Origin of the sequence: Paenibacillus sp. PastF-3, from assembly GCF_029893135.1 — a bacterium.
Lineage (GTDB): Bacteria > Bacillota > Bacilli > Paenibacillales > Paenibacillaceae > Paenibacillus_AQ > Paenibacillus_AQ nitricinens.
Window position 1 is genome coordinate 12,391 of record NZ_JARXWM010000021.1, and the last position, 23,890, is coordinate 36,280.

Genomic DNA, 23,890 nt, shown 5'->3' on the forward strand with positions numbered 1-23,890 from the left:
CCTAAACAGGCTAAAAAGCAAATCAGTTTCTCGCTTTCTCGTTTACACTTAGGAATAATTTGGGTATATTGATTATGAATTGATCCTGAATACATAGATTGGAGTGTACTTTACATTGAAAAAATGGATTTCACCAGCTTTGCTGGCAATCACCTTTATCCTTAGTGCCATAGGCCATTATGCAGATTGGGACCACACGCTTCAGTTCGTTCTCTCTGCAGTAGCCGTTGTGTTCGTGGCTGGATTTCTGGGCCGCGCCACAGAAAGTGTAGCACATTATGCTGGACAGCGGTTAGGCGGCTTCCTAAACGCTACCTTCGGTAATGCCGCAGAACTAATCATTGCCTTTTTCCTAGTGAAGGAAGGACTGTTCGACATGGTGAAAGCCAGTCTTACCGGTTCCATTATTGGCAATCTGCTGCTTGTCCTAGGTTTAAGTATTTTCGCTGGTGGGATGAAGTTCAAAGTGCAGAACTTTAACGTAACCCTCGCTGGTATGAACGGTTCCCTTATGATCGTAGCGGTGATCGCTTTATTTGTACCGGCTATGTTCTTCAATACCCATTCCATTACTGAAAAAGATACAGACGTGCTCAGTTTAATCGTTGCCGGGCTGCTCATCGCCTCCTACATGGCCTGGTTAATCTTCTCTATGATTACGCACAAGAAACATCTAGAGGACGTTACAGAAGACGGTAAGGAAGAAATGGCTCATGAGCATGCGCCTAAGTGGTCCAGAAACCGATCCATCCTTTATCTGCTTCTTGCTACCGTAATGGTAGCCTTTGTGAGTGAGTGGCTGGTAGGGACGCTTGAGACACTAACTGAGCGCTTTGGATTTAGTGAACTGTTTGTAGGCGCCTTCCTCGTGGCAATCATCGGTAATGCCGCAGAACATAGTGCGGCCATTATGCTGGCTATGAAGAATAAAATCGGTGCAGCAGTAGAAATCGCCGTCGGGAGTAGTCTTCAAATTGCACTATTTGTAGCGCCTGTACTTATCTTCGCCAGTTATTTTATGGGTGACACTATGGACATTGTGTTTACAACGATCGAAATTGTCGCCATTGGCGTCGCTGTCTTTATTGCCAAATCAATCACTCAGGATGGTTCGACCAACTGGTATGAGGGTCTCTTGCTATTAACGGTTTATCTAATTCTCGGAGTCTCCTTTTATCTAGTATAAATAACTCCCCATTCATTCTATAATTCTCAAAAAAAAACGCACATGAGTGACGATCTGTCCTCATGTGCGTTTCTATGAATACTATAAATCAAAACTTATTCTTCTTTTGCTTTGTTATTCAATGCCTCATAGAGTACTGCTAAATTCCGCTCCAGCTTACTCAGCACCATTTTACCGGTAATCTCTGGCACCAAACCTGCTCTAACCGCAAAATCGACCTCTCTTGAGAAACCGTACATTTGGGTATCGAGCACTTCCTCATAGAGAGGGCAGTAGCGTGTTGCCAGATTTTCCATCTGCACTTCAATAAGTTGCTGAATTTTATCGGCATCTTCTTGTAGAAGATTGATCGCTTTAAGATTAAACTGTTCCTGTAATTCCGACGAAGTCATGCCTCTTCCCCCCCATGTCCAAAAGTTAAGCTGCTTTTACTATTTTACTTAATATTAGTCGAAATCGGATATCAATACAACAATTCTGTTTATACTAACCATTTATTTGAAAGAAGCAGCTATGTTGTTTATAAGGGATAGCATTAGTTCCTCATCTATTTCTAGAAAAAACGCCCCACCGTAAATCGGTAGGACGTCTTTACATACAACTATTACTCAGCTACAACTGTAAAGTTCAAACCGTGTTTAGCAAAAACTTCACTCATTGCCTTCTTAGCTTCTTCTGCATCTGTTCCGTGAACATGAAGCTCGTAGCTTTGGCTTGATACCAAAGTCGTGAACAAACCAAGGATACTCTTAACATCAATGTACTTGTTGTCCGCTTGAAGAACGATTGAAGAGTTGAACTGGCCTGCCGTTTGAGCAATATCAACGATTGCCGCATTGTTACTGGACATAGAAATCCCTCCGCAACTTGATTATGAAACATAAGTCATTTGTAACCATTTCTTATGATACCTTGAATCCGCTTACTTGTGCAAGGTGTTTTCTTACTTTTACAGCTTATTTCAAGTTTTCAGGATTCAGACCTTCCAGTTCTGGTAACACGAAGATTCCATCTTTACGGATTAATACATCGTCAAAATAAATCTCCCCGCCGCCATAGTCTGGACGTTGGATTAATACAAGATCCCAGTGAATGGAGGACCGGTTTCCGTTATCTGTAACATCATATGCTTGTCCTGGTGTAAAGTGCAGGCTGCCTGCAATTTTCTCATCAAACAGAATGTCATTCATTGGGTGCAAAATATAAGGGTTAAAGCCTATGGCAAATTCTCCAATGTGACGTGCGCCGTCATCTGAATTCAGGATTTCATTCAAGCGAGCGGAGTCATTGCTTGTTGCTTCAACAATTTTACCATTCTCGAATTTGAATTTGATATTTTCAAAAGTTACTCCGTTATAAACGGACGGTGCATTATAACTGATCATTCCATTTACAGAATCACGAACAGGAGCGCTGTAAACCTCGCCATCCGGAATATTCTTTTGTCCAGAGCATTTCTCTGCACCGATTCCTTTGATGGAGAACTTAAGATCTGTTCCAGGACCTGAAATATGTACCTTATCTGTTCTGCGCATGAGATCAGCCAATGCATCCTGAGCCTTGTCCATTTTGGCGTAATCCAAATTACACACTTCGAAATAAAAGTCCTCAAATGCTTCTGTACTAATATTTGCAAGCTGAGCCATACTCGCATTGGGATAACGTAATACTACCCACTTTGTATGCTTCACGCGTTGTTCACTATGCACTGGATGGGAATACAAAGAATTATACAATTTCATATTTTCTTCTGGAACATCGGACAGGTCATTTACATTCTCACCTGCACGGATGCCGATATAGCAATCCATTTGCTTCATCCGGTTCAAGTCAATGTCAGCCCATGTCTGAAGACTCTCACGTGTTGCATATTTAAGCATGCTGCGTAGGACGGTACGATCTGTCAACTGTACAAAAGCATGACCGCCAGCTTTACCGATTTCCTCAACAACAGCTTTGATTAAATCTCTTTCATTGCCAATCATTTCTACAAGCACGTTCTCACCTGGCTGAACATCTACGGAATAACCTACAAGATTTGCCGCCAGCTTTTGAATTCTGGGATCTTTCATTGTGTACTCTTCCTTCCTCTGTCTGAAAAATAAGCATGCTGTTCTATTGTAGCACGCCCTTTATGGAGCGCAAGACCTGCTAAACAATGTAAAGATTAACGGTAACCTGTGAAATCCACTTTAGATACATAAGTTTCATTTTCAGATTTATTCATCATTTCACCGGAATAGCTTACTTTTCGATTCAAGGTAAGCCTTCTGGGAAGATTATGCTTCTTATCAACCGTCAGGTGGTAGACCGTTTCTACATTAGCCTGTTTCAGCTTTTGCTGTAGCTCATTATTTTTCTTCTGCCACAGCTTCTCCAAAGCTTCCGTCACTGCCTGATCAGCCTCTGCGTTGTTCTCTGCGGATTCAGAAACTTTAGGACGAAGGTTCTGCATTTCTTTCTCCAATTCAGCAGACAGCTGCTTCCTAGCTTCTGAAGGCGTCAATTCGATTCGCAGCACACTTGTCCCTCTGCCAGCTCCTGCCTCTTCGGTTACACTCTTCTCCATGGACTCAAGTTCCTCGAGTTGCTTTAACGGATTTAGCGCAGGTAATGGATTTCCCTCCTCCGAGGAATTTTCAGTGGTCTGAAGTTCCCATCTGCCCTCTTTTTTCTCTAACTGACTGTAATAAGGTTTCATAGCATATGCGTTACTCTTTAAGTCTTTAACGCCACCAGCAGCTGTTTTTTGGATCGTGGATTTATCTGGAAGAAGGGTGTACAGCTTTACTTTTTTATGATCCTGCACTGTGCCTCCGTAGAACAATAAGGATTCAGGAACCGTTGTTCCCCCTCGTGTCAGCATATTCGCCCCTTCAAAAACAACCTCATCACTTCCAGCCATCCCTGCCAACGCCAAACTTAAATCTTCCTTCGCAGGTTTGTCTCTTATGACGCTACAGCCGCTACATAACAGGCAATACAGTGTCAGAACTATAGGGAGGAGTCCTCCCTTAAGTAATAATAGCTTTCTCACGGACCTCAGGCCTTTCTCGGAGTATTTTACTTAAGTACAACCCACGCGTATAGGGTTCTCCCTTCCTGCAAGCCTTATACCGCAATTAGAGCCATAATAACTGCGCATATAAAAAAGAACCCCTGAGACTTACCTCACGAGTTCTTAATATTGCTATCATTTTCTTTGGTATCAAAAACAACTTGGTTCCGACCGTTATTCTTAGCTTTATACAGCGCCATATCCGCTCGATAAAATAATGACTCAACACTTACTCGATCGTCCATCCAGCTCCATTCCGCTATTCCGCAGGATACCGTTACACTAGGTTCAGTTTCTTCCATAACGCGTTTGCGTATACGCTCAGCTACATAACCCGCCTGCTGCATTCCCATCAACGGTAAATAAACGGAGAGCTCCTCCCCACCCCATCTCGCGGCAATGTCCCCTTGACGGATGGAAGATTTCACAATTTCACTAACCTCTTTTAGAATCTTATCGCCTTTTTGATGACCATAGGTATCATTCACGATTTTGAACTGATCAATATCCACAACAATTAAACAGCCGCAGAAGTCCGTAGACTGTCTTTCTTTTATCTCTTCGTCCAAATAATGACGAGCATAGAGACCTGTTAGGCTATCTCTGTTCGCAAGACGTCTGACTTCAGCATGTAGCCTGGCGTTACCTACTGCTAGACCTATATGTCCCGCCATCGCCTGCAACAGCCTGTAGTTGTCATAGGAAAAATAATGTGAATCTCGATGTGCCAGCATAATCGCACCTCGCACTTCTCCCCCCACACTAAGAGGTGTAGCAATCAGCGACTGTGAACCGGTAGCATTCATTAGTCGGGAAGTTGTCTTAGGATTATCTATGTAGTCAGACATGATCAGTGATTCACCTGTGGAATACACCTTTCCACCTAAACCTGCCCCTACTTCTAATACTTCATTCTGCAATGAGGGATGGTTGCAGGCAATAACTTCTAGGCCACCCTTTTCCTCATTCATATGTAAGATACAGCAGTAATCTGCACCAAACATTTCAAGTAGCTCTTCAAACGCAAATTGAAAAATATCGCCTAATCGCAAGCTTTGATTCAAACGCTGGGTAAGCTCGTTACTCATACGAAGCTCACGGATCAGCTGATTGGAGCGCTCGTAAAGCTTGGCATTCTCAAAAGCAGTTCCAGCCGTATCGGCTACCATTGTGAGAAACCTTAAATCAACGTCAGGGAAGATTGGATTATCCATCACCATATGGAATACCCCATAAACCCCCTGCTTACCACCTAACGGAAGCCCTATTTCTACATTTCGGTGATCTTCATCACTAGTGTTCAGTGCAACACGTCCATCCTTGAACGCCCTGGCACAGACATCATCACTGGACATGTGGAAAGGTAAGGGTTTGACCTGCGGATTAGTGCTGCGATGATCTTGTGACATATACAGGTCGAGTCTGGCTCCAGGGTACATCGCAGAGATGCTATCAATAACTTCCGAAAGTACAGCATCAACATCAATATTGTCATGCATCCGCTGGACAATCTGAAATAACAATGAACGACGATTGCTTTCACGTTCTGCATGAATATGGGTACTTGCAAGATCAGCTACAAATATATGTTCAAACTTATGATAAAAACAGGTGCGGTAATGCAGCGACATAGCTTCTGCAGTATCTCTTCCACCCATTTCATATTGTTGCGTTGGCATAGAACAGCCCAAAAATGCAAAAATTTCATTATCGACGCGAGTGAATAGCGGTATAGTAAAAAAACTTAGATCCTTACCTTCTACGGTTAACGGAATGGCAGAGATTGATCCTGAAATTAAGCTGGAAGCCGCTGCCTGTTCCCAGTGCTGCCTCCATAGTTCTTGTTGACCCAAATTATTATTTAAATATTTACCTTCAAAATTCAGTACACACCATTCCCATGATCTGGAGAATGGGAGGACATCGAGCCCACCAAACCATTCATTGAAACTGTCTGCAATCAGATTTGCTAGATAAGGGAAGTCATGCGTTACTATTTCCGTTTCCCTAAGCCAGGCGGTGGGATCTTCGGAATCTCTACTAGCGTGTATGTTGTCCTGTAACAGCATACGGCTGTCTTTATGGACGTATGCTTTCTGCTCTGACATAACGAAGATCCCCTTTGCATCTTGATTAAGAAAACTATCTTCACTAGTAACAACTAATTAACTATATTTTACTCCCTTTCTTTGTGTATTGCATTATATTTTCATCATTTCCGGGACTTTTTTTTAGGACCAAAGAACTATCGACAAAGATTGACAAAAACTCTTTTAATAAGCGCTTGACTTTGTATACTGTATTCATATAATATTTATTGTTGAACAAGACTGTAACAAGTCTTACTTGGGCGTAACGTTGTGTCACCCTCACGCATTTCGTTACTGCCAGGGCAGCGGCTGAACTTCCCTGGCAGTGTGGAAGCCATTAATGCTAATCACGGATACGAAATGCGGCGCAAATAGGCCCTACCCTGAAATTTCAATTATAAAGGAGTCTACTATAACATGGCACGTTACACCGGACCTAAATTCAAACTCAGCCGCCGTCTGGGCATTTCCCTAAGCGGTACAGGAAAAGACTTGAAACGCCCTTTTCCACCAGGACAACACGGAGCTAACCAACGCAGAAAAGTAAGTAACTACGGAATGCAGCTTTTGGAAAAACAAAAACTGCGTCACATGTATGGTTTGGGAGAGAAGCAATTTAAAACTCTCTTCACTAAAGCACAAAAACTTCCAGGTCTTGCGGGCGAAAACTTCATGTTCTTGCTTGAAAGCCGCTTGGACAACCTAGTTTACCGTCTTGGATTTGCTAACTCCCGTGCAGGTGCACGTCAGTTGGTATCCCACGGACACGTAACTGTTAACGGCAAAAAAGTCGACATCGCTTCTTACCGTGTAAGCTTGGGCGACGTTATCGGTCTTCGCGAAAGAAGCCAAAGCATGGCTTCCATCAAAGAAGCTCTTGCTAACCGTTCCCACCTTCCAGCTTACCTGGAATATGCTGAAGGATCTTTCGAAGGTAAATACATTCGTTTGCCAGAACGTTCCGAGCTTTCCCAGGATATCGATGAGAAACAAATCGTCGAGTTCTACAACCGTTAATATCTCGCTTATAGCGAGTATGGCCAAAGCCCCCGGATTTATCCGGAGGCTTTTTGTTATTCTAATAGGTAATGAACACTCAGACTGCATTCAAAATCGCCAATTTGTGCTATAATAATTCCGTTAAAAGGAGGAATTATCGTCGATGGTTCAAGAGAACAAGAAAAAAAACGTAAAGAAGCCTTCACCCCGCAGATCTGGGCTTAGCAGGTTCGGTTCTGTAGTTAAGTGGATGTTTATTCTTGGCATAATAGGCATTCTGTTCGTCGGTGGTGCAGCAGCAGGATATGTCACTTCCATGGTGAAAGATGAACCTGTTCGCTCCGAGGAAATGATTCAACAGCAAGTCGGACAAAATGCAATTACCGGATTCGCATACTTCCGTGATGGCGCACCGATCGGCCAGCTTCGTACAGAAGAAGATCGAAGGCTCATTCAATACAACGATATCCCCCAAATAATTATTGATGCAGTTCTCGCTATAGAGGACAATAATTTCAATGAGCATAATGGCGTGGATTTCAAAGGCACCTTACGTGCCGTCAAACAAAAGATATTAAATGAATCTGTTCAGACCGGAGGCAGTACTCTTACTCAACAGCTCGCAAGACGTGTATTTCTCAATCTGGATCGAACAGAAGATCGCAAAGCAAAAGAAATTCTACTTTCACTTAGACTAGAGCGCTTCTTGACCAAGCAAGAGATTTTAACGGCTTATCTGAACAAGGTTCCGTTCGGTAATGGCTCGAATGGCTATAACGTATTTGGGATTAAAGCTGCATCCAAAGGTATATTCGGTCTGGATGATCTAGACAAGCTGAATATTGCCCAAGCGGCGTATTTGGCCGGCCTTCCACAGCTCCCTTCCGCTTATTCAGCATTCAATGGCGTTGGAGAATTTAACGCAAAGGCGTTCAACAGAGCTATGGATCGTCAACAGCTTGTACTTCGTCGTATGCTGGAGGAGAACAAGATCACTACCTCCCAATATGATGAAGCACTCAAATTCGATATTAAAAGCTCTCTCGCTCCTCACACTAAGAAAGCCTATGCTACATATCCATACCTGATGATGGAGACGGAGCGTAAAGCAGCTGAGATTATTTTGTCACTAAATGAAGAGAAAAACAGTACAACCGATACCACTAGCTCTAGTGATAATGCCATACTTCTTGAGGAAGCAAGACAACAGTTAATGACTGGCGGTTACCGAGTCTATACCACGATTGATAAGAAAGTATACAGTGCAATGCACAGTATTTCCGAAGATAGCAGTAATTTCACCAAGGACAGCAAAACAAAAGGTATTGAACAGACGGCTGGTATATTGATCGACAACAAGACCGGAGCCATTCTCGGTATGATTGAGGGCCGCGATTTTAATATCGAGCAAATGAACTATGCAACCCAAATGGTCCGGCAACCTGGCTCAACGATGAAGCCGATTTCAGCATACTTACCTGCCTTAGATGCAGGACTGATTCAACCTGCCGGGATCTTAGATGATGCTCCAATCATTTTGAAGGATGGCGGGAAAGGCTTCCATATTCCTAAAAATGCAAACAATCGCTATCAGGGTTTAGTTACGGCTCGCTATGCACTTAATAAATCCCTCAACCTACCGGCACTTAAACTATTTAACGAAAAGGTCGGAATAGAGGATGCTTGGGCCTTTACTAAAAAGCTAGGGATTACTACACTCACTGAAGATGATTACAGAGCGCAGACTGGGGTTATAGGTGGTCTTCGATACGGTACATCCGTTGAAGAATTAACCAATGCCTATTCCGCCATTGGCAATCAGGGAGCATTTAATGATGCTTATATGATCGAGAAGATTGTAGATTCGGAAGGAAAGATCGTTTATCAGCACAAGGTTAACCCTGAACAAGTATTCTCTGAGCAGACTGCTTATCTAATGACCGATATGCTACGTACAGTAATCACAGAAGGTACTGCAAGTACAGTAAGAAGAGATTATAAACACTTTAAAGACGTTCCGATTGTAGGTAAGACTGGCTCCACTCAGAACTACGGAGATGTCTGGTTCATGGGCTACACCCCTGATGTCACACTTGGCATGTGGGTTGGTTATAAGGAACAAATTAATACCCTTACAGGAGATACACAGAAACGACAAGCACAGACCTTATGGGCTAAAGTCCTGAATGCTGTTATTGATAAGCAGCCAGACTTGTTCGTTACAGACAAATTCGCACAACCTGAGGGAATTATCAAAAAGACAGTTTCCGCATACAGCGGTAAACTGCCAACGGCCCTAACTGACAAATTCACAACGGATCTTTTCAATGTGAAATATGTACCTAAAGAGAGCGACGACGGGATATCCAAAGCCAAATATATTACTTACAATGGCGTCAATTATATCCCGCTCGAAGGTACACCGGAGGATTTCCTAAAAGAAAAAATCGTAGTTAAACGTGATAAACCGATCCAGGAATTAGTTAAGGAGCTCTTGGCAGCTTTCCCTAAAATGAAGGAGCATAAATCGCTGGAGTATTATATGCCAGCGGATGCCAAAACAGATTTCCCTACTGAAGTCGATCCACGCGTGGACGATGGCTCTGCTCCTACTGCCCCTGGAAATGTCAGTGTCTCTTACAGCACTGGAAAAGCTGTGATCAGCTTCTCTCCAAGCGGCTCTCCAGATGTCGTCGGATACCGCTTATACCGTTCTTTAAACGGCGGGTCATTCCAGAAGCAAGCTGTACTTATGGCTGACGAGAGCAAGGTATTCTCGCCAGGAACGCCTGCAGGTGCCAATGCAACATTCTATGTCAGTGCTGTTGATGTCGCAGGTAATGAGACAGCTTCTGGCAGCGTTGCTGGAGGCACTACACCGACTCCGGAAGCAACACAAACTCCAGATCAACAACCGGAGACAACGCCTCCTACAGACTCTGAGAGTACACCAGGAGAGGATATTGAGATTCCAGGAACCATTCTACCTACGCCTACTTCAACGCCATCTGGCGAAGGTAGCAGTAACGGAAACAGTAATAGTGGTACAGCCGGCAATACGCCTGGAAACCATTAACCGGTAGTCAAGAGAATAACTTCACACAGCAAAACACCGTTCCCTTTAATTCATTAGGGAACGGTGTTTTTTTATGATCCATTCTAATCTTCTATCGTTGATAAATCACCAGTTGGGAGATGAAGCTCCCAAGCCTTTAATACGCGCCGCATGATTTTACCTGATCGTGTCTTAGGAAGTTTATCCTTAAATTCGATCTCTCTCGGTGCAGCATGCGCTGATAGTCCGGCTTTAACAAATGCCGCGATCTCCTCTTTGAGAGCAGCTGTAGGAGTATAGCCTTCTCTCAGTGAAATGAAAGCCTTAATAATTTCCCCACGCACCAGGTCTGGTTTACCAATTACACCCGCTTCCGCCACAGCTGGATGCTCTACCAATTTACTCTCCACTTCAAAAGGTCCTATACGCTCACCAGAAGAGTTGATAACGTCGTCAATCCGTCCTTGAAACCAGAAATATCCATCATCATCCATATAAGCAGAATCACCAGAAATGTACCAACCAGGAATGCGGAAATACTCCTCATACTTCGCCTTATTGTTCCAGATCGAATTCATCATGGATGGCCAAGGCGTCCGTATTGCAAGATTCCCCATTGAGAATGGTGGGAGAACATTGCCGCGATCATCTAAAATCGCTGCTTCAATGCCTGGCAACGGACGGCCCATAGAGCCTGGTTTGATATCCATTCCAGGATAGTTGCAGATCAGTTGCGCTCCCGTCTCTGTCATCCACCAAGTATCATGAATGCGCTGGTTGTAGAATTTATCTCCCCACCGCACCACTTCAGGATTTAATGGCTCTCCAACAGACAGGACATGGCGCAGGCTGCTCAAATCAATTCCCTGAATGGAACTCTCGCCTGCACCCATCAACATACGAAATGCTGTAGGTGCACTGTACCAAACACTAACCTTATTTCGTTCAATCGTCTTATACCAATCCTGAGGACTAAAACGTCCCCCTCTCACGACATTCGTTACCCCATTTAACCAGGGTGAAAATATTCCGTAAGATGTTCCTGTCACCCAGCCCGGATCAGCTGTACACCAGTAAATATCATCCGGACGTAGATCCAGCACCACTCTACCTGTATAATAATGTTGAATCATTGCTCTTTGCACATGATAAACACCTTTAGGTTTTCCTGTAGAACCAGATGTATAATGCATGATAAGGCCATCGTCCAGGTCAAGCCATTCCAATTCGAGCTCAGAAGATGCGTTATCCATCTCCTCAGTAAAACCTAAGTTACCTTGCTCGATATCAGTGGTGCCGCCTACTAGAAAAATATGACGCAAATTCGGAAGCTCATCTCGCTTCACACGATGAAGTAGCTCCGGTGTAGTAACCAAAGCAACCGCACCACTATCTTCCAGCCGGTCCTTAACTGCTGTCTCCATAAAGGCTTCGAACAGAGGACCCGCTATTGCCCCAATCTTCAGAATGCCTAGTAAACTAAAATATAGTTCCGGTTGACGAGGCATAAAAATAAATACCCGATCTCCCTTACCGATACCATATTTACGCAATACATTTCCGAACCGATTCGACCGTTCCAGCAGATCGGCAAATGTATAGGATTCATCCCGCACCGCATCACTGTAGAGCAGGGCCGTTGCCGCTCCCCGTCCTTCTTGAACGTGGCGATCCACTGCTTCATGTGCCATATTAACCTTTCCAGTGTCATACCATGAGAAGTTACGTTCAACATCCTCCCACTTAAAATTGGCTACTGCCTGGGTGTAATCAGACATATTGGAGCTCTGCACACGGCCAGGCAAAATTTCGCTATGGACTTGACCCATCACTCTTGCCTCCCTCACTCGTTTGATTTAAGCTTTAAGGGTAAGACTCTTTTCTTAGATAATGATGTCAATGCACTGAATGTGAATTTTTTATGTCTGAATTAGTATAACATAGCAAACGTTTACATTCCATATTTTATCATCCGGAAGGAGCACGGCTATGGAACATCGTAAAATCCCTGTTTCCCATACGCTTTCATATAAAGGCAGGACACTAACAATAAGTGGCCCCCGATCTCCAGAGGACCTTAAAGCCCTCCACATGCATCATGATCTTGATGCCTTCCGCAAGCCGATTGAACAGCATGAAGCTCTCATAGAGATTGCTAGCCTGCCAGAAGGACGAATAATTACAGCTGTAGAGGATGGCACTATAATAGGCTATGTAACCTTTCATTATCCGGATGAAATGGAGCTTTGGTCACAGGGTGGAATGATGGATCTAATTGAGCTTGGAGCTATTGAGGTGAGTAATGATTATAGGGGAGCCGGACTAGGCCGGCTGCTGATTTCCACTGCTTTTGAGCAAGAGCAATTAGAGAATTGCATCGTCTTTACAACAGAGTATTATTGGCACTGGGATTTAAAAGGAAGTGGACTTGATGTGTGGGCTTATCGTCAAATGATGGAGCGGCTAATGAAAACTGTAAATATGGTTTGGTATGCTACAGATGATCCCGAAATCTGTTCACATCCAGCAAACTGCCTAATGGTTCGTATTGGACAAGAGGTACCTATGTCCTCACAGGAGACTTTCGACAGAGTACGCTTTAGACAGCGCTTCATGTACTAAACGAGTATTAAAGATGCTGCAGCATATATTCTAATATAGAATGTGAGCGCCCCGAGGCTTCCACCGTGAACTCCTTAAAACTCACATTTGCTGACCCGTCAGACTTATCAGACATCGAACGAATTATAACAAAGGGAGTGGCGTTCATCACACACACTTGTGCAACCGCCGCCCCTTCCATCTCCACGCACGCTCCGTCCAATTCCTCTCTTAATTTGGCTACAATCTCCGCATTAGAAATGAATTGATCACCTGAAAGTACTTTGCCGATCAAGTACTTTTGGCCTAGCTCGTTACACGCCCTCTCAGCAAGGCGTACCAATGAAGAGTCTGCCTGAAAGACAGAATGATCCTGATAAGGGATTTCACCTTTTGAAAAGCCAAGTGCTGTAGCATCCATATCATGCTGAACACAAGTAGATGATATAACAATATCTCCAATATTCAACTCAGGGTGCACAGCACCAGCAACCCCAGTAAACAACACACGAGTCACACCAAAAGAATCAATTAGAATTTGTGTTGTAACTGCCGCATTCACTTTACCTACCCCAGATTTACACAGCACTATAGACTTTCCAAATATATTTCCTATGTAATAATGAATGCCTGCCTTGACCTTCGTCTCCTGATTTTCCATCCTTTCTAGTAGTAGCTTAATCTCTTCATCCATCGCACCAATTAATCCGATTATTTCAGGCAAAGATAACGCCTCCTCCGCTGATTTACTCTGTAAAAAACATAAAAAGCTCCAAAAGGAGCTTTTTACGGAAATACTGTTTAGTTCTTAAATTACTTATTCAGATGATTAACAGACAGGCGGAGAATCGTTTCATGAGGCAGGATAACCCGCGGATTCTCAACCGTCTCTTTCTTCATGAGTTTCGTCAAAAGTCTCATTGCTACCGCACCTAGGTCATACATAGGCTGGGCTACTGTCGTCAACAATGGACGAACCATCGAAGCCATACGGATGTTGTCCACACTAATAATGGAGAAGTCATCCGGTACTTTCAGACCTTCATCTTGAATACTGTGAATTGCACCAATAGCCATCTCGTCGGTTGCGGCAAAAATAGCGGTTGGCTTCTTCTTGAGTCCAAGGAAATACTTCATGGCTTCGACACCAGATTCATAGCGGTAGTTACCGATACGAACTAAATCCTCTTGGTATTCGATTCCAGCCTGTTCAAGGGCTTTCTTATAACCATGGAAACGCGCATATCCATTCGCAGGATCCTGCAGTGTACCACTGATCATTGCTATTTCACGGTGACCGTGACGAATCAATGTATTCACTGCATCAAAAGCAGCGGTTTCATGATCGATGTCAACGGAAGGATAAGTCCCCTTCTCATCCCGTGTAGCACATAGGACAATCGGAACTGCAGAAGTCTGGAAAGCTTGAATATGTTCATCAGTTACCGTACCACCCATGAAGAGCAGACCATCGACCTGTTTCTCCAAAAGGGTATTGATGACACGGATTTCCTTTTCTTTACGCTTATCCGCGTTACACAATATAATATTGTAATGATACATATTCGCGATATCTTCAATCCCGCGTGCAATTTCTGCAAAAATCGAGTTTGAAATATCAGGGATGACAACCCCAACGGTTGTCGTTTTCTTACTGGCAAGTCCTCTCGCCACGGCATTGGGACGATATCCCAAACGCTCAATCGCTTCAAAAACTTTCTTCCGGGTCTGCGGTTTCACGTTAGGGTTATTGTTCACAACCCGTGATACCGTAGCCATAGATACGCCTGCTTCTCGAGCTACATCGTAAATGGTTACCGTCAAATTACTCTCTCCATTGCGATAAATTTTATCGTTCGACTAATTAAAAATATGATACGACACTTTGTACAATTGTGCAATGATAACGCTTCATTTTCCTTTCAAAATTTCTTTCAAGGATGAAGACGTAACCCCTAATTACAATTTTTGACTAGTGTAGGTCTCCCTATTCACGAGCACAATAATGTAACTTCTATCTATCGTAACAAAAAGTGAGTGAAAAATCCAACATTCCGTGAAAGTTTTTCATTATTTTCACAGAATGTTTTAATAATTTGCGTTTTTAGTCGTTTGCAACGTTAATTGAGACAGCCTTCGACTAGTTTCTTCCATCCAATTCTGGTCTTCGAGCCCCTCAGCTAGTCGGTATAGATCAAGTAACATATCCACTCTAGCCTGAATTGTCTCTCGGATAGCCAACTCTAATTCTTGAAATCCGCCGACAATAACCTCTGTCAAAGATTCTTTTAGGACACTAGCTAATTCATTTCTTTGAGTAAACGAAAAATCTTGTCTTGGCAAATCCGCATTCAGTTCTTTCACTAGCTTTCCTAGATCTGCTTTAATAAACGACAAGGGCTCATAACTAGTACATTTCGGACAAGTATAGACAGGGACATTTGTAATCTTCACCTTCGTATTAAAAATCAATGAATGCATATGTAAGTTCATGAGGCCACCACAGCTGCACAACTTCTCCATTAAGTTATCTGTATACATCTTCTACACCTCTTGCAAGAAATGAATTAAGTACAAAGTATGACTTTTCAATTTCTATATTCGACCTCTCTCGATTAAAACCCTCCTTAATTGCATATAATGATTAAATTGGCAATTCATCTATAATTTACAACACTCCAGATGACTTCGTATTTTAAATTTGATAGAATATGAAGGATCATGTGATGCGAAAGGAGCTTTACAAAATGAGACTAGCTGGAAAAAAGGTCATAGCACTCGTAGACGATGAATTTGAAGATTTGGAGCTCTGGTATCCCGTGTACCGAGTAAGAGAAGAAGGCGCTGAGGTTCACTTGGCAGGTTTGGAAAAAGATAAAACATATATCGGCAAATATGGTGTGCCTGCAAAAGCAGAGTACTCCTGGGACGATCTTAATGCCGCAGATTATGACGGGATTTTAGTTCCTGGCGGCTGGGCCCCTGATAAAATCCGCAGATACAGTGCCGTACTACAGCTTGTGCAGGATTTCAATGCAGCTAAGAAACCTATTGGGCAAATCTGCCACGCAGGTTGGGTATTAATTTCTGCTAAAATTCTCGAAGGTGTAACCGTCACCTCTACACCTGGCATCCGTGATGACATGGAGAATGCCGGAGCGATATGGAAGGATGAAGCTGTGGTTACGGATGGACATATTATTTCTGCTCGCCGCCCGCCAGATCTGCCGCCTTATGGTAAAGCTTTTTGCGATGCGTTAGCTGGGGAATAAAATACGGTAGATTTATAGTCTAACAATTAAACAAGCCCTGTTTCTCACTAAACGTGAAGAACAGGGCTTTAGATTTAATTCGCTCGACATCCGAGTTACTCAATTCATTCGAATGGACGCTTTCTCCTTGATTACGTTTGGATAAGAATTAAACCAGAAAGTCAACGGTTGGGGTAACTTCTCCTTACCTACATTGAAGAAATAGGTTATTGTAGTTCCCTTACTACTTTCATTAAACTCTCTATACCCTGAGTAATCATTTTTGATAGTTTCCATCATATGCCCGCTTCCAGAGCTATCTTCAAAATAATCGCTCAATCCAAAACCTCTATCATTAAGCGAGTCCTCCTCTTCTTTAGGAATAAAGTAATCTAACACCAAAATTCCCTGCTCTTCGTTCTCCATTCGTTTGGAAATCGTCAGATTGTTATCGGGTACCTTCAGAATCTGCTGTGTTTCGGTATTAATCACAAGCTCCAGCTTAGATAGATCTAGAGCAGAAATCCCTTCAATTTCAAACTTAATCGGATCATCAGGTCTCATATTATCATTATGATAAATATTCGATCCACTTACCCACATTAACTCCTCTTGTTGCTCTCCTTTTCCGATGACAAGTTTAGGTGAAAGCATATTAAATATCCTCATTGTATTCTTTTGGTCATATCTTTCCCGCATATAAATACCCGTAGGTCCAATATAGATATTCTCCATGTTAATTTGCTGTCCGGCGATGGACAGATTATCCTTTAGATCAACTCTTTTTCCTTGAATATAAACCTTGTTGGTATCCATTGGAATCTGAATGTTTAAAGATTTAAGCTCACCGCTTGATAAAGCTGGATCATCAGGTGCCGGAAGCAACCTTAGAGAAATATTCAACGGGTCTTCCAACTCATCCTGATATTCATCCCATACGATTTGCTCGTACATACGAGTTGTCCCAGGAGATCCAACCTCTTGTGCGTTAATAGTGCTAAACCCGCTGTATCCTGTGCGATAAATATTACTTTCAGGAGTCTTTTTCAAGGATAGTCCAAACAGTTGCATTTTCCGATCTGTATTGTTTTCAATTGTATACAGAACCGCAATTCCTCTTCGATCGGCCATAATTCCGTTAACCGTCCACTTTATTCCGTCCACCTCAGCTGAAGAAATATTTACTTCCTTCATTATTCCCGCATCAAGTGCTGATGTTATAGTCAGATTATTAGCGATAATGGGTCTAAATACCTCAAGCTTCCCCCAGCTTTTTGGTGGTAACTGCGCACGAACAGGATTGGCCATCTGATGTACCCATGGGACAATAATCAATAAGGCAATAGTTAAGACCGCCAACGCAACAACAGCGTATCTTTTTCTAAAAGACCACCTTTTACGGTTACCTTGTAACATCCCCTTACGGATCGCCATGTCCAGTTTAACTTCCGGGATTTCCTCAGCCTCAATATTGATTTTCTGAAAATAATCGTTCAGCAGCTGTTCTTCCGACTCAGCCATAAAATAGCTCCCCCTTCCGTTTCATTTTGTCACGCAGTTGTTTTAGTCCCTTGTTCAGCCAAGTCTTCACGGTACCCTCCGGTTTATCGAGAACCTCTGCTATTTCTGAAAGAGTCATATCCTTGTAATATTTGAGTATAAGCACCTGCCGATACTTCGGCTTAACCCCATCCAGCGCTTGTTCCATATCCAACCTGCGGTCACTCTTCATCTCCATAACCCCTACATCACTTCGAGCAACTTCTGCGACAGCCTTCCTATTTCTGCGCTTCAACTCATCATTACAGCAATTGATCAGAATACGAGTTAACCAAGGAGCAAACTTCTCGGAGTCCTTTAAGCTTTTACGTTTAATCCATGCGCGGCAGGTTGCCTCCTGCAAAACTTCTAAAGAATCCGCTTCGTTTCGCAAATAGCTGTAAGCAATGCTGTATAGCTTTTTTTTCTGTTCAGCTACCAGCTCGTAGAATGTATCTTCTTCCGTAGCAACTATTTCCATTTCGTCTTTAATAATGTGTTCCATGCTTGTTTTGTCCTCCCCCCTTGCTTTCACGCATAAACCATTCCTGTACAACATGCTCTATGTATAGACTGCGCCGAAGCGCAAACGGTTTTGTTTTTTTATAACAATCTAGTACAAAAGAAAAAGGCTCGGCAAGAATGCCGAACCTTGATGTGGACTTGATGATGTAGCGCTTGATAACCTATGAAGAAGCTTTCTCCTTTGTTTCCACGCTTGATCCAAGTGTAATACCGCTTTTTTGAGCATAAGCACTTAGGATTTCTTCCGTCTCCGAGCTTGTACGATGATGGAAGCAAGCTTTGGCAACCCTTGTAGCGTCTATAGCCAGTGTATTCAGGGTACGGTGTTTAACCTTAAGCAGTGCCTGCGGCGACATGCTAAGATCACTAATCCCTAGCTCCAGCCAAAGTGGCAAAGAACGTTCATCTGCTGCCATTTCACCACATACACTTATATCTATTTTTGCATTACGCGCTGCTTCTACAGTCATACGGATCATTCGCAGAACCGCTGGATGATATGGATGATACATATGCGCAATTTGTTCATTCATACGGTCTACGGCTAGTACATATTGCACCAAATCGTTCGTACCAATACTGAAAAAATCTACTTCCTCAGCCAGTAAATCCGCAATCATAACCGCAGCTGGAACTTCAATCATAATACCGACTGGAATATTCCGATTAAAAGGTATGCCCCTAAGCTCCAGTTCAGCCTTCACTTCTTCCAATACAGCTTTTGCCGCTTGTACTTCTTCTACGGAAGATATCATAGGGAACATTAGCTTTACATTCCCATGTGCACTCGCCCGCAAAATGGCGGTTAGCTGAGTTTTGAACATATCTTGTCGATTCAAGCTGATTCGAATGGCACGATAGCCAAGGAACGGATTCTGCTCTTCTGGCAGCTGGAAGTAATCCAGATGCTTGTCCCCGCCTATATCCAGCGAACGGATCACAACCATATTGCTGCCTACCTTCTCGACAACCTGTTTATACACTTCGAATTGTTCATCCTCCGTCGGAAAAGAACTGCGATCCATATAAAGAAACTCTGTACGGAATAGACCTACACCCTCAGCTCCATACTTGAGCGCTAAATTCAGTTCTTTGACGGAGCTGATATTACCGGCCAATCGCAGGTTAACGCCATCTTTAGTGACGGCATCGACTGTAGCAAGCAATTCCAGTTGTTCTTTCTTTTTATGCTGCTTATTTCGAAGAGACACATATTCATTGATCGTTACCTCATCAGGATGAATTTGCACAGATCCGGTGTCTCCGTCTATCACGAGCATGTCTCCGGTCTGAATTGGGTTAGACAAATTATTCTCCAAGCCTGCTACGAGCGGAATACCCAGCGCACGAGCCATAATGGAGGAATGTGAGGTTTTACCGCCCATCATAGTAACAATACCTAGAACATAAGTTGGGTTCAAGTGAGCTAACTGGGAAGGAGACAACTCCTTCGCGACGAGAATATATGGCTGTGTATCCGATGGCAGCGTGACTTCAGGAGCACCTAAAAGATGCTTTAACAGACGGTTACCGACATCCTTGATATCAACCGCCCGCTCCTTCATGTATTCATCATCCAGCAGATCAAACATCGCTACAAAATGATCAATCGCTTCCTTAACAGCCACTTCCGCCGCCTTATACTGGCGTTCAATAATCCCCCGGATTTCGCTCATAAACACCGGATCATCCAAAATCGCCAGATGAGCATCAAAAATGCTGGATTCCTCTGGACCGACTACTTCTCTGAATTCTTTTTTGATGAATTCAATCTCGTCCTTAGAGGTACGGATACCTTCGTATAAACGCTCAAACTCCTTAGCTAGATCCACTGGGTTCACTTGTGTGTCTGGTAAGCTCCACTCCCAGTTCGGTAAGACAAAGGCCTTCCCGATAGCTACACCTGCTGCTGCGCCTATGCCTTGTATCATCCTTCTATCCCTCCAACGTTACTTTCATGTAAGACTACGGACATTACTGAAGATTGCCCCTTTTTAACATTTTTAAATGGAGCATAGCTCCATGATTTTACTCGATCAGGATTCGTAATCACCATTGGTGTAGCCAGTGAAGCTGCATGCTCACGCAAATAAGCGAGGTCGAATTTAACAAGCAATTGACCTGGTTCCACACTGTCGCCTTCTTTTACAACCGCCTCAAATGGCCCTTTAAGCTGCGAAGTGTCGATCCCTATATGCATAAGTACCTCCAGCCCTTCCGGTGTAGCAATACCAACGGCATGCATTGTAGGGTAGACGTGCATAACTTTCCCGAATACAGGTGATGTAAGCTCCCCTTTTTCCGGCAAAAATGCAACTCCATCACCCACTAGCTTCGCTGCAAAGATGTGATCCGGTACTTCCTCAATGGGCATCATTCTACCCTGCATCGGAGAACTGAACAACACCTGCGGCAAATCACGAAGCATTAGCTTATTAATCTCCTCGCGGATAAGCTCTGAATACGTACCAAATACTACCTGAACATTCCCGCCACCGAGCTTGATAATCCCAGCAGAGCCAAGACCTTTTAGCGCCCCCGTATCTATATATCGATCATTATGGACGGTTAGCCTCAAACGAGTGATACAGGATTGTACTTGTACGATATTCTCCTTGCCACCAAGCGCCTCCAAGATCAGTGGTGCCTGATATGGGATATTGCCTGCCCAATCACCAAGTTCGGAACCTTCTTCACGCCCTGGTGTCGGGATCTGAAAACGGCGAATCGCCCAGCGGAATAAATTATAATATACAATTCCATAACCAATACCGATCGGAATCAAAAGCCAAGCCCTCTGCGACAGATGCATATTCAAAAAGAAGTCAATCGCTCCTGCCGAATAAGAGAACCCGTGATGAATTCCCAGCATATAGGTCAGTACCATAGCAAGACCAGACATTACAGTATGTATCGCGAATAAATACGGAGAAGCAAACAAAAACGCGAATTCAATCTGCTCTGAAACCCCGGTCAGAAAACAAACCAAAGCCGCTCGCATGAAAGTCTTTTTAATTTTAGGCTTCAAGTCCTCGCGCGCTTCCTGAATAATTGCAAAAGCAATGGCTGGCAGTGCGAACATCATAATCGGAAACAAACCCGCCATAAAAATGCCCGCCGTAGGATCGCCTGCAAAAAAACGTGGCAAATCCCCCTGAACGACAGTGCTACCATCAGGAGTTGTAAAGTTTCCAAACTGAAACCAAAACACATTGTTGAGAATATGGTGAAGACCGAAGGCTGTTAGTACTCTATATAGCACTCCATAAATAAAAACGCCAAATCCGCCTGTCTGCAAAATTCCTTGAAAAAGATCATCCAATCCTCTTTGCAGCAGTGGAGAGATCCCTAACATCACCCATGCAAAGCCAGCCGAAAACAATCCCATGAACAGCAAAACAAAACGCGACCCTCCAAAGAACTGTATCGCCTCTGGAAGCTTGATATTTTTGAACCGGTTTTGAGCGATACCGGCAACTATACCCAGCAAAATTCCGATAAGTGTTGCAGGTTGTACAAGCCCGTCTCCCATATGGGTAACAATCCGGTCGTAAGTGAACATTCCAGCCAATGCGGCAAGACCCGCCGTTCCAGCTTGATTGGATAATCCCCATGCTACACCCACAGCGAATAAATAAGGCATAAAATAAAAGATTCCCTGCCCAGCGTATGTAGCCACTTCGGATACCGAAGAAAGTCCCCATGCAGACCAAGGTAAGCTGCCCAAACTAAGCAAAATGGCTGCCGCCGGCAGTACCATGGTAGGAAGCATTATGGCTCTGCCCAATTGCTGCAATGATCCGAGCCAATTCAAGGCTACCCTCTCCTTTCTTTCTATATTGAATGGTAAGCGCTGCGGGGGTTTTTGTCAAAATAAACTGAAGGAAAAGTTCAGGGTATATTTAAAACAAATACACACTCACTCCTCAATAAAATCACCTAGAAACACCATTCTCTGGGCTCGGGATTCCAAAGCACTAAAGCAAACAATGCTAAAGTTGGTTAAAACCGATAAAAAGTTGCTCTAAATGAATGTGCGTCTCTAATAATGCTTCAAGTGTATAAGTTATATTTATTGAATGAAGTTTTGTATGCTGACTGAGTCTCTTTCTTTTGCTGCCGATGATTATAAAAGAAATTAATTGTACTTTGTGCAACTATTTATATCCTAGAAGCACTGAAATCCATATAAGTGTACTTTGTGCAATTATTTTTAATAATTTCGCCCTTATTCTTACCTTTGGTGTGTAATAAGTGTACAAAGTACAACTAAACCACAATAGAATAGAGGTATTTCCGATATAGTTGTATATAGTGCAATTAATCTACCTCTCCTACCATATTTGATCTGGCCGCATAGCTTTCACCTCGTATTGTCGAACCCGTTCTCCCGTAATTACAGGCTTTATTAGTCCCTTCTCACTCAACGAGTGCAACAATCTGCGCGCCGTTCGAAAGTTAATGCTGAAATGGGTGGTCACATCCTTTGGACGGATCGCCCTACCCAGTCGCCAAGCCAACCGCAGAACCTCCTTCTCCTCAGACAAAATATCCACGCCTGCAGATTTGCGCGCTAAATGAGGTGCCAGCACCAATTGCAAAAGCATCCGGCACACCTCGGGGCGGTGTTGAAGATCATCAACAGAAAAATGAACCATCTTCCACCCCATTCCGGTCAGAAAAGTGTCCCGATTAGCTGCATAGTTGAATCTCTCTCGGTCCATGTCCTTCACATGGCTTTGAAACCCATCGCACTCAATTCCGAGACTACCGCCGCTCTGCGGAAGAAAAGCGAAATCCAGAAATTGAGATTTACGGTTCCAGTCGTACACTTCGTATTCTGGATGCAAATCATCAAGGCTCTCAAACAATGGCCACCATACATTCTGCAAGAACAACTTCTCCGCATAATTATGACCTCTAACCAGCCTCCCCTTTCTTTCTCCTGATCTTTCCTTCAAGTGCTTGTTAATGAACAAACCATGAGCTTCTTCAAATTCCATAATAGTATCCTCCCCGTAAAAATAAAAAAACGCCCTTCACCGCAAATCATGCGGATAAAGGACGTTCTTCGTCTAACTTCAGTATATCAAGTTTAAATGGTGATTTGCATTAGAAATTGTACAGCCTGTACAGCCGTCGTAATCAAACAACGCTTATTTACGCCCATGCATCGTGATTGCTTCCTCGACCTTGATACAGCGGTCCATAATTGCCGTCATACCGTGCTCAGCAGCGATTTCAGCGGCTTCCTGGCTAATGATACCCTGCTGGAGCCAGAGCACACGTGCGCCGATGTCAGCGGCCTCCTGTGCTACCTTTGCGCAGTATTCGCTTCGACGGAACACATTGACAATGTCCACCGGCTCTGGAATTTCCGCCAACGTATGATAGCACTTTTCTCCCAATATTTCACCATCAACCAATGGGTTTACAGGGATAATCCGATATCCCCGACTTTGCATAGCACCCGCGACCATATAGGAGGTACGGTCTGTTTTGTCAGACAGGCCAACAACTGCAATATTACCTGCAGAAGCAAGGATATCTCCGATCTGTTCCCGACTTGGATTCTCAAAGCTCATA

General features: G+C 43.5%; 20 protein-coding genes. 5 read left to right on the forward strand and 15 right to left on the reverse strand.

The features are described 5' to 3' along the window. Positions 1 to 115: 115 nt before the first annotated feature. Complete coding sequence (gene cax, locus M2444_RS28310) at positions 116 to 1,186, forward strand: calcium/proton exchanger (protein ID WP_094868521.1); 1,071 nt, start codon at positions 116 to 118, stop codon at positions 1,184 to 1,186. A gap of 95 nt (positions 1,187 to 1,281) precedes the next feature. Here cax and M2444_RS28315 read toward each other — a convergent pair whose 3' ends face one another. The 5 genes from M2444_RS28315 to M2444_RS28335 all read right to left on the reverse strand — a co-directional run bounded on the left by M2444_RS28315 (position 1,282) and on the right by M2444_RS28335 (position 6,352). Continuing rightward, positions 1,282 to 1,578, reverse strand: a complete 297-nt coding sequence (locus M2444_RS28315) for an Fpa/YlaN family protein (RefSeq protein ID WP_042126833.1) — start codon at positions 1,576 to 1,578, stop codon at positions 1,282 to 1,284. A 212-nt stretch (positions 1,579 to 1,790) separates the two neighbouring features. Next, positions 1,791 to 2,036, reverse strand: a complete 246-nt coding sequence (locus M2444_RS28320) for an HPr family phosphocarrier protein (RefSeq protein ID WP_042126831.1) — start codon at positions 2,034 to 2,036, stop codon at positions 1,791 to 1,793. A gap of 106 nt (positions 2,037 to 2,142) precedes the next feature. Beyond that, positions 2,143 to 3,258, reverse strand: coding sequence for an aminopeptidase (locus M2444_RS28325; RefSeq protein WP_094868520.1), 1,116 nt, complete (start codon positions 3,256 to 3,258; stop codon positions 2,143 to 2,145). A gap of 95 nt (positions 3,259 to 3,353) precedes the next feature. Then, positions 3,354 to 4,106: a hypothetical protein gene (locus M2444_RS28330; protein ID WP_280788663.1), complete on the reverse strand. Its 753-nt coding sequence runs from the start codon at positions 4,104 to 4,106 to the stop codon at positions 3,354 to 3,356. 251 nt (positions 4,107 to 4,357) lie between these two features. Beyond that, a complete protein-coding gene (locus tag M2444_RS28335) occupies positions 4,358 to 6,352 on the reverse strand; it encodes a sensor domain-containing diguanylate cyclase (RefSeq protein WP_094868518.1) in 1,995 nt (664 codons plus the stop codon). Positions 6,353 to 6,751: 399 nt separating this feature from the next. Between M2444_RS28335 and rpsD the strand changes: the two genes are divergently transcribed. Both rpsD and M2444_RS28345 read left to right on the forward strand, forming a co-directional pair. Then, positions 6,752 to 7,351, forward strand: coding sequence for a 30S ribosomal protein S4 (rpsD, locus tag M2444_RS28340; protein ID WP_042126823.1), 600 nt, complete (start codon positions 6,752 to 6,754; stop codon positions 7,349 to 7,351). 145 nt (positions 7,352 to 7,496) lie between these two features. After that, positions 7,497 to 10,409: a transglycosylase domain-containing protein gene (locus M2444_RS28345; RefSeq protein WP_280788664.1), complete on the forward strand. Its 2,913-nt coding sequence runs from the start codon at positions 7,497 to 7,499 to the stop codon at positions 10,407 to 10,409. 83 nt (positions 10,410 to 10,492) lie between these two features. Here the strand turns inward: M2444_RS28345 and acsA are convergent, their stop codons facing one another. Beyond that, positions 10,493 to 12,217, reverse strand: a complete 1,725-nt coding sequence (gene acsA, locus M2444_RS28350) for an acetate--CoA ligase (RefSeq protein WP_280788665.1) — start codon at positions 12,215 to 12,217, stop codon at positions 10,493 to 10,495. A 160-nt stretch (positions 12,218 to 12,377) separates the two neighbouring features. On the opposite strand from acsA, the gene M2444_RS28355 reads away from it, so the two are divergent. Beyond that, entirely contained in the window at positions 12,378 to 13,010 is a 633-nt protein-coding gene (locus M2444_RS28355; RefSeq protein ID WP_094875632.1) for a GNAT family N-acetyltransferase, read from the forward strand. Between the two features lie 7 nt (positions 13,011 to 13,017). Here M2444_RS28355 and M2444_RS28360 read toward each other — a convergent pair whose 3' ends face one another. From M2444_RS28360 to M2444_RS28370, 3 genes are all read right to left on the reverse strand, one after another. After that, positions 13,018 to 13,713: a 5'-methylthioadenosine/adenosylhomocysteine nucleosidase gene (locus M2444_RS28360; protein WP_094868514.1), complete on the reverse strand. Its 696-nt coding sequence runs from the start codon at positions 13,711 to 13,713 to the stop codon at positions 13,018 to 13,020. Between the two features lie 89 nt (positions 13,714 to 13,802). Further along, a complete protein-coding gene (gene ccpA, locus M2444_RS28365) occupies positions 13,803 to 14,813 on the reverse strand; it encodes a catabolite control protein A (protein ID WP_036686140.1) in 1,011 nt (336 codons plus the stop codon). Positions 14,814 to 15,077: 264 nt separating this feature from the next. Beyond that, a complete protein-coding gene (locus M2444_RS28370) occupies positions 15,078 to 15,530 on the reverse strand; it encodes a hypothetical protein (protein WP_280788666.1) in 453 nt (150 codons plus the stop codon). 206 nt (positions 15,531 to 15,736) lie between these two features. Between M2444_RS28370 and M2444_RS28375 the strand changes: the two genes are divergently transcribed. Continuing rightward, positions 15,737 to 16,261, forward strand: a complete 525-nt coding sequence (locus M2444_RS28375) for a type 1 glutamine amidotransferase domain-containing protein (RefSeq protein WP_280788667.1) — start codon at positions 15,737 to 15,739, stop codon at positions 16,259 to 16,261. A gap of 99 nt (positions 16,262 to 16,360) precedes the next feature. Here the strand turns inward: M2444_RS28375 and M2444_RS28380 are convergent, their stop codons facing one another. The 6 genes from M2444_RS28380 to M2444_RS28405 all read right to left on the reverse strand — a co-directional run bounded on the left by M2444_RS28380 (position 16,361) and on the right by M2444_RS28405 (position 23,889). Continuing rightward, positions 16,361 to 17,761 carry a DUF4179 domain-containing protein gene (locus tag M2444_RS28380; RefSeq protein WP_280788668.1) on the reverse strand — a complete coding sequence of 467 codons (1,401 nt, stop codon included), beginning with the start codon at positions 17,759 to 17,761 and terminating at the stop codon, positions 16,361 to 16,363. Continuing rightward, positions 17,754 to 18,284: a sigma-70 family RNA polymerase sigma factor gene (locus M2444_RS28385; protein ID WP_094868511.1), complete on the reverse strand. Its 531-nt coding sequence runs from the start codon at positions 18,282 to 18,284 to the stop codon at positions 17,754 to 17,756. The genes M2444_RS28380 and M2444_RS28385 overlap by 8 nt, the downstream gene beginning before the upstream one ends. 181 nt (positions 18,285 to 18,465) lie before the next feature. Continuing rightward, positions 18,466 to 20,235, reverse strand: a complete 1,770-nt coding sequence (gene ptsP, locus M2444_RS28390; RefSeq protein ID WP_280788669.1) for a phosphoenolpyruvate--protein phosphotransferase — start codon at positions 20,233 to 20,235, stop codon at positions 18,466 to 18,468. After that, complete coding sequence (locus M2444_RS28395) at positions 20,232 to 22,118, reverse strand: glucose PTS transporter subunit IIA (protein WP_094868509.1); 1,887 nt, start codon at positions 22,116 to 22,118, stop codon at positions 20,232 to 20,234. The genes ptsP and M2444_RS28395 overlap by 4 nt, the downstream gene beginning before the upstream one ends. Before the next feature lie 520 nt (positions 22,119 to 22,638). After that, on the reverse strand, positions 22,639 to 23,307 hold the full coding sequence (locus M2444_RS28400) for a hypothetical protein (RefSeq protein ID WP_094879014.1): 669 nt from the start codon (positions 23,305 to 23,307) through the stop codon (positions 22,639 to 22,641). A 153-nt stretch (positions 23,308 to 23,460) separates the two neighbouring features. Then, positions 23,461 to 23,889, reverse strand: coding sequence for a CoA-binding protein (locus M2444_RS28405; RefSeq protein ID WP_094868507.1), 429 nt, complete (start codon positions 23,887 to 23,889; stop codon positions 23,461 to 23,463). Between the last annotated feature and the right edge of the window lies 1 nt (position 23,890).

Coding starts and splice junctions, on each gene's coding strand:
- M2444_RS28315 (WP_042126833.1), bottom strand. CDS start 1,578: ATGACTTCGTCGGAATTACAGGAACAGTTTAATCTTAAAGCGATCAAT.
- M2444_RS28320 (WP_042126831.1), bottom strand. CDS start 2,036: ATGTCCAGTAACAATGCGGCAATCGTTGATATTGCTCAAACGGCAGGC.
- M2444_RS28325 (WP_094868520.1), bottom strand. CDS start 3,258: ATGAAAGATCCCAGAATTCAAAAGCTGGCGGCAAATCTTGTAGGTTAT.
- M2444_RS28335 (WP_094868518.1), bottom strand. CDS start 6,352: ATGTCAGAGCAGAAAGCATACGTCCATAAAGACAGCCGTATGCTGTTA.
- rpsD (WP_042126823.1), top strand. CDS start 6,752: ATGGCACGTTACACCGGACCTAAATTCAAACTCAGCCGCCGTCTGGGC.
- M2444_RS28345 (WP_280788664.1), top strand. CDS start 7,497: ATGGTTCAAGAGAACAAGAAAAAAAACGTAAAGAAGCCTTCACCCCGC.
- acsA (WP_280788665.1), bottom strand. CDS start 12,217: ATGGGTCAAGTCCATAGCGAAATTTTGCCTGGCCGTGTGCAGAGCTCC.
- M2444_RS28355 (WP_094875632.1), top strand. CDS start 12,378: ATGGAACATCGTAAAATCCCTGTTTCCCATACGCTTTCATATAAAGGC.
- M2444_RS28370 (WP_280788666.1), bottom strand. CDS start 15,530: ATGTATACAGATAACTTAATGGAGAAGTTGTGCAGCTGTGGTGGCCTC.
- M2444_RS28375 (WP_280788667.1), top strand. CDS start 15,737: ATGAGACTAGCTGGAAAAAAGGTCATAGCACTCGTAGACGATGAATTT.
- M2444_RS28380 (WP_280788668.1), bottom strand. CDS start 17,761: ATGGCTGAGTCGGAAGAACAGCTGCTGAACGATTATTTTCAGAAAATC.
- M2444_RS28385 (WP_094868511.1), bottom strand. CDS start 18,284: ATGGAACACATTATTAAAGACGAAATGGAAATAGTTGCTACGGAAGAA.
- ptsP (WP_280788669.1), bottom strand. CDS start 20,235: ATGATACAAGGCATAGGCGCAGCAGCAGGTGTAGCTATCGGGAAGGCC.
- M2444_RS28400 (WP_094879014.1), bottom strand. CDS start 23,307: ATGGAATTTGAAGAAGCTCATGGTTTGTTCATTAACAAGCACTTGAAG.
- M2444_RS28405 (WP_094868507.1), bottom strand. CDS start 23,889: ATGAGCTTTGAGAATCCAAGTCGGGAACAGATCGGAGATATCCTTGCT.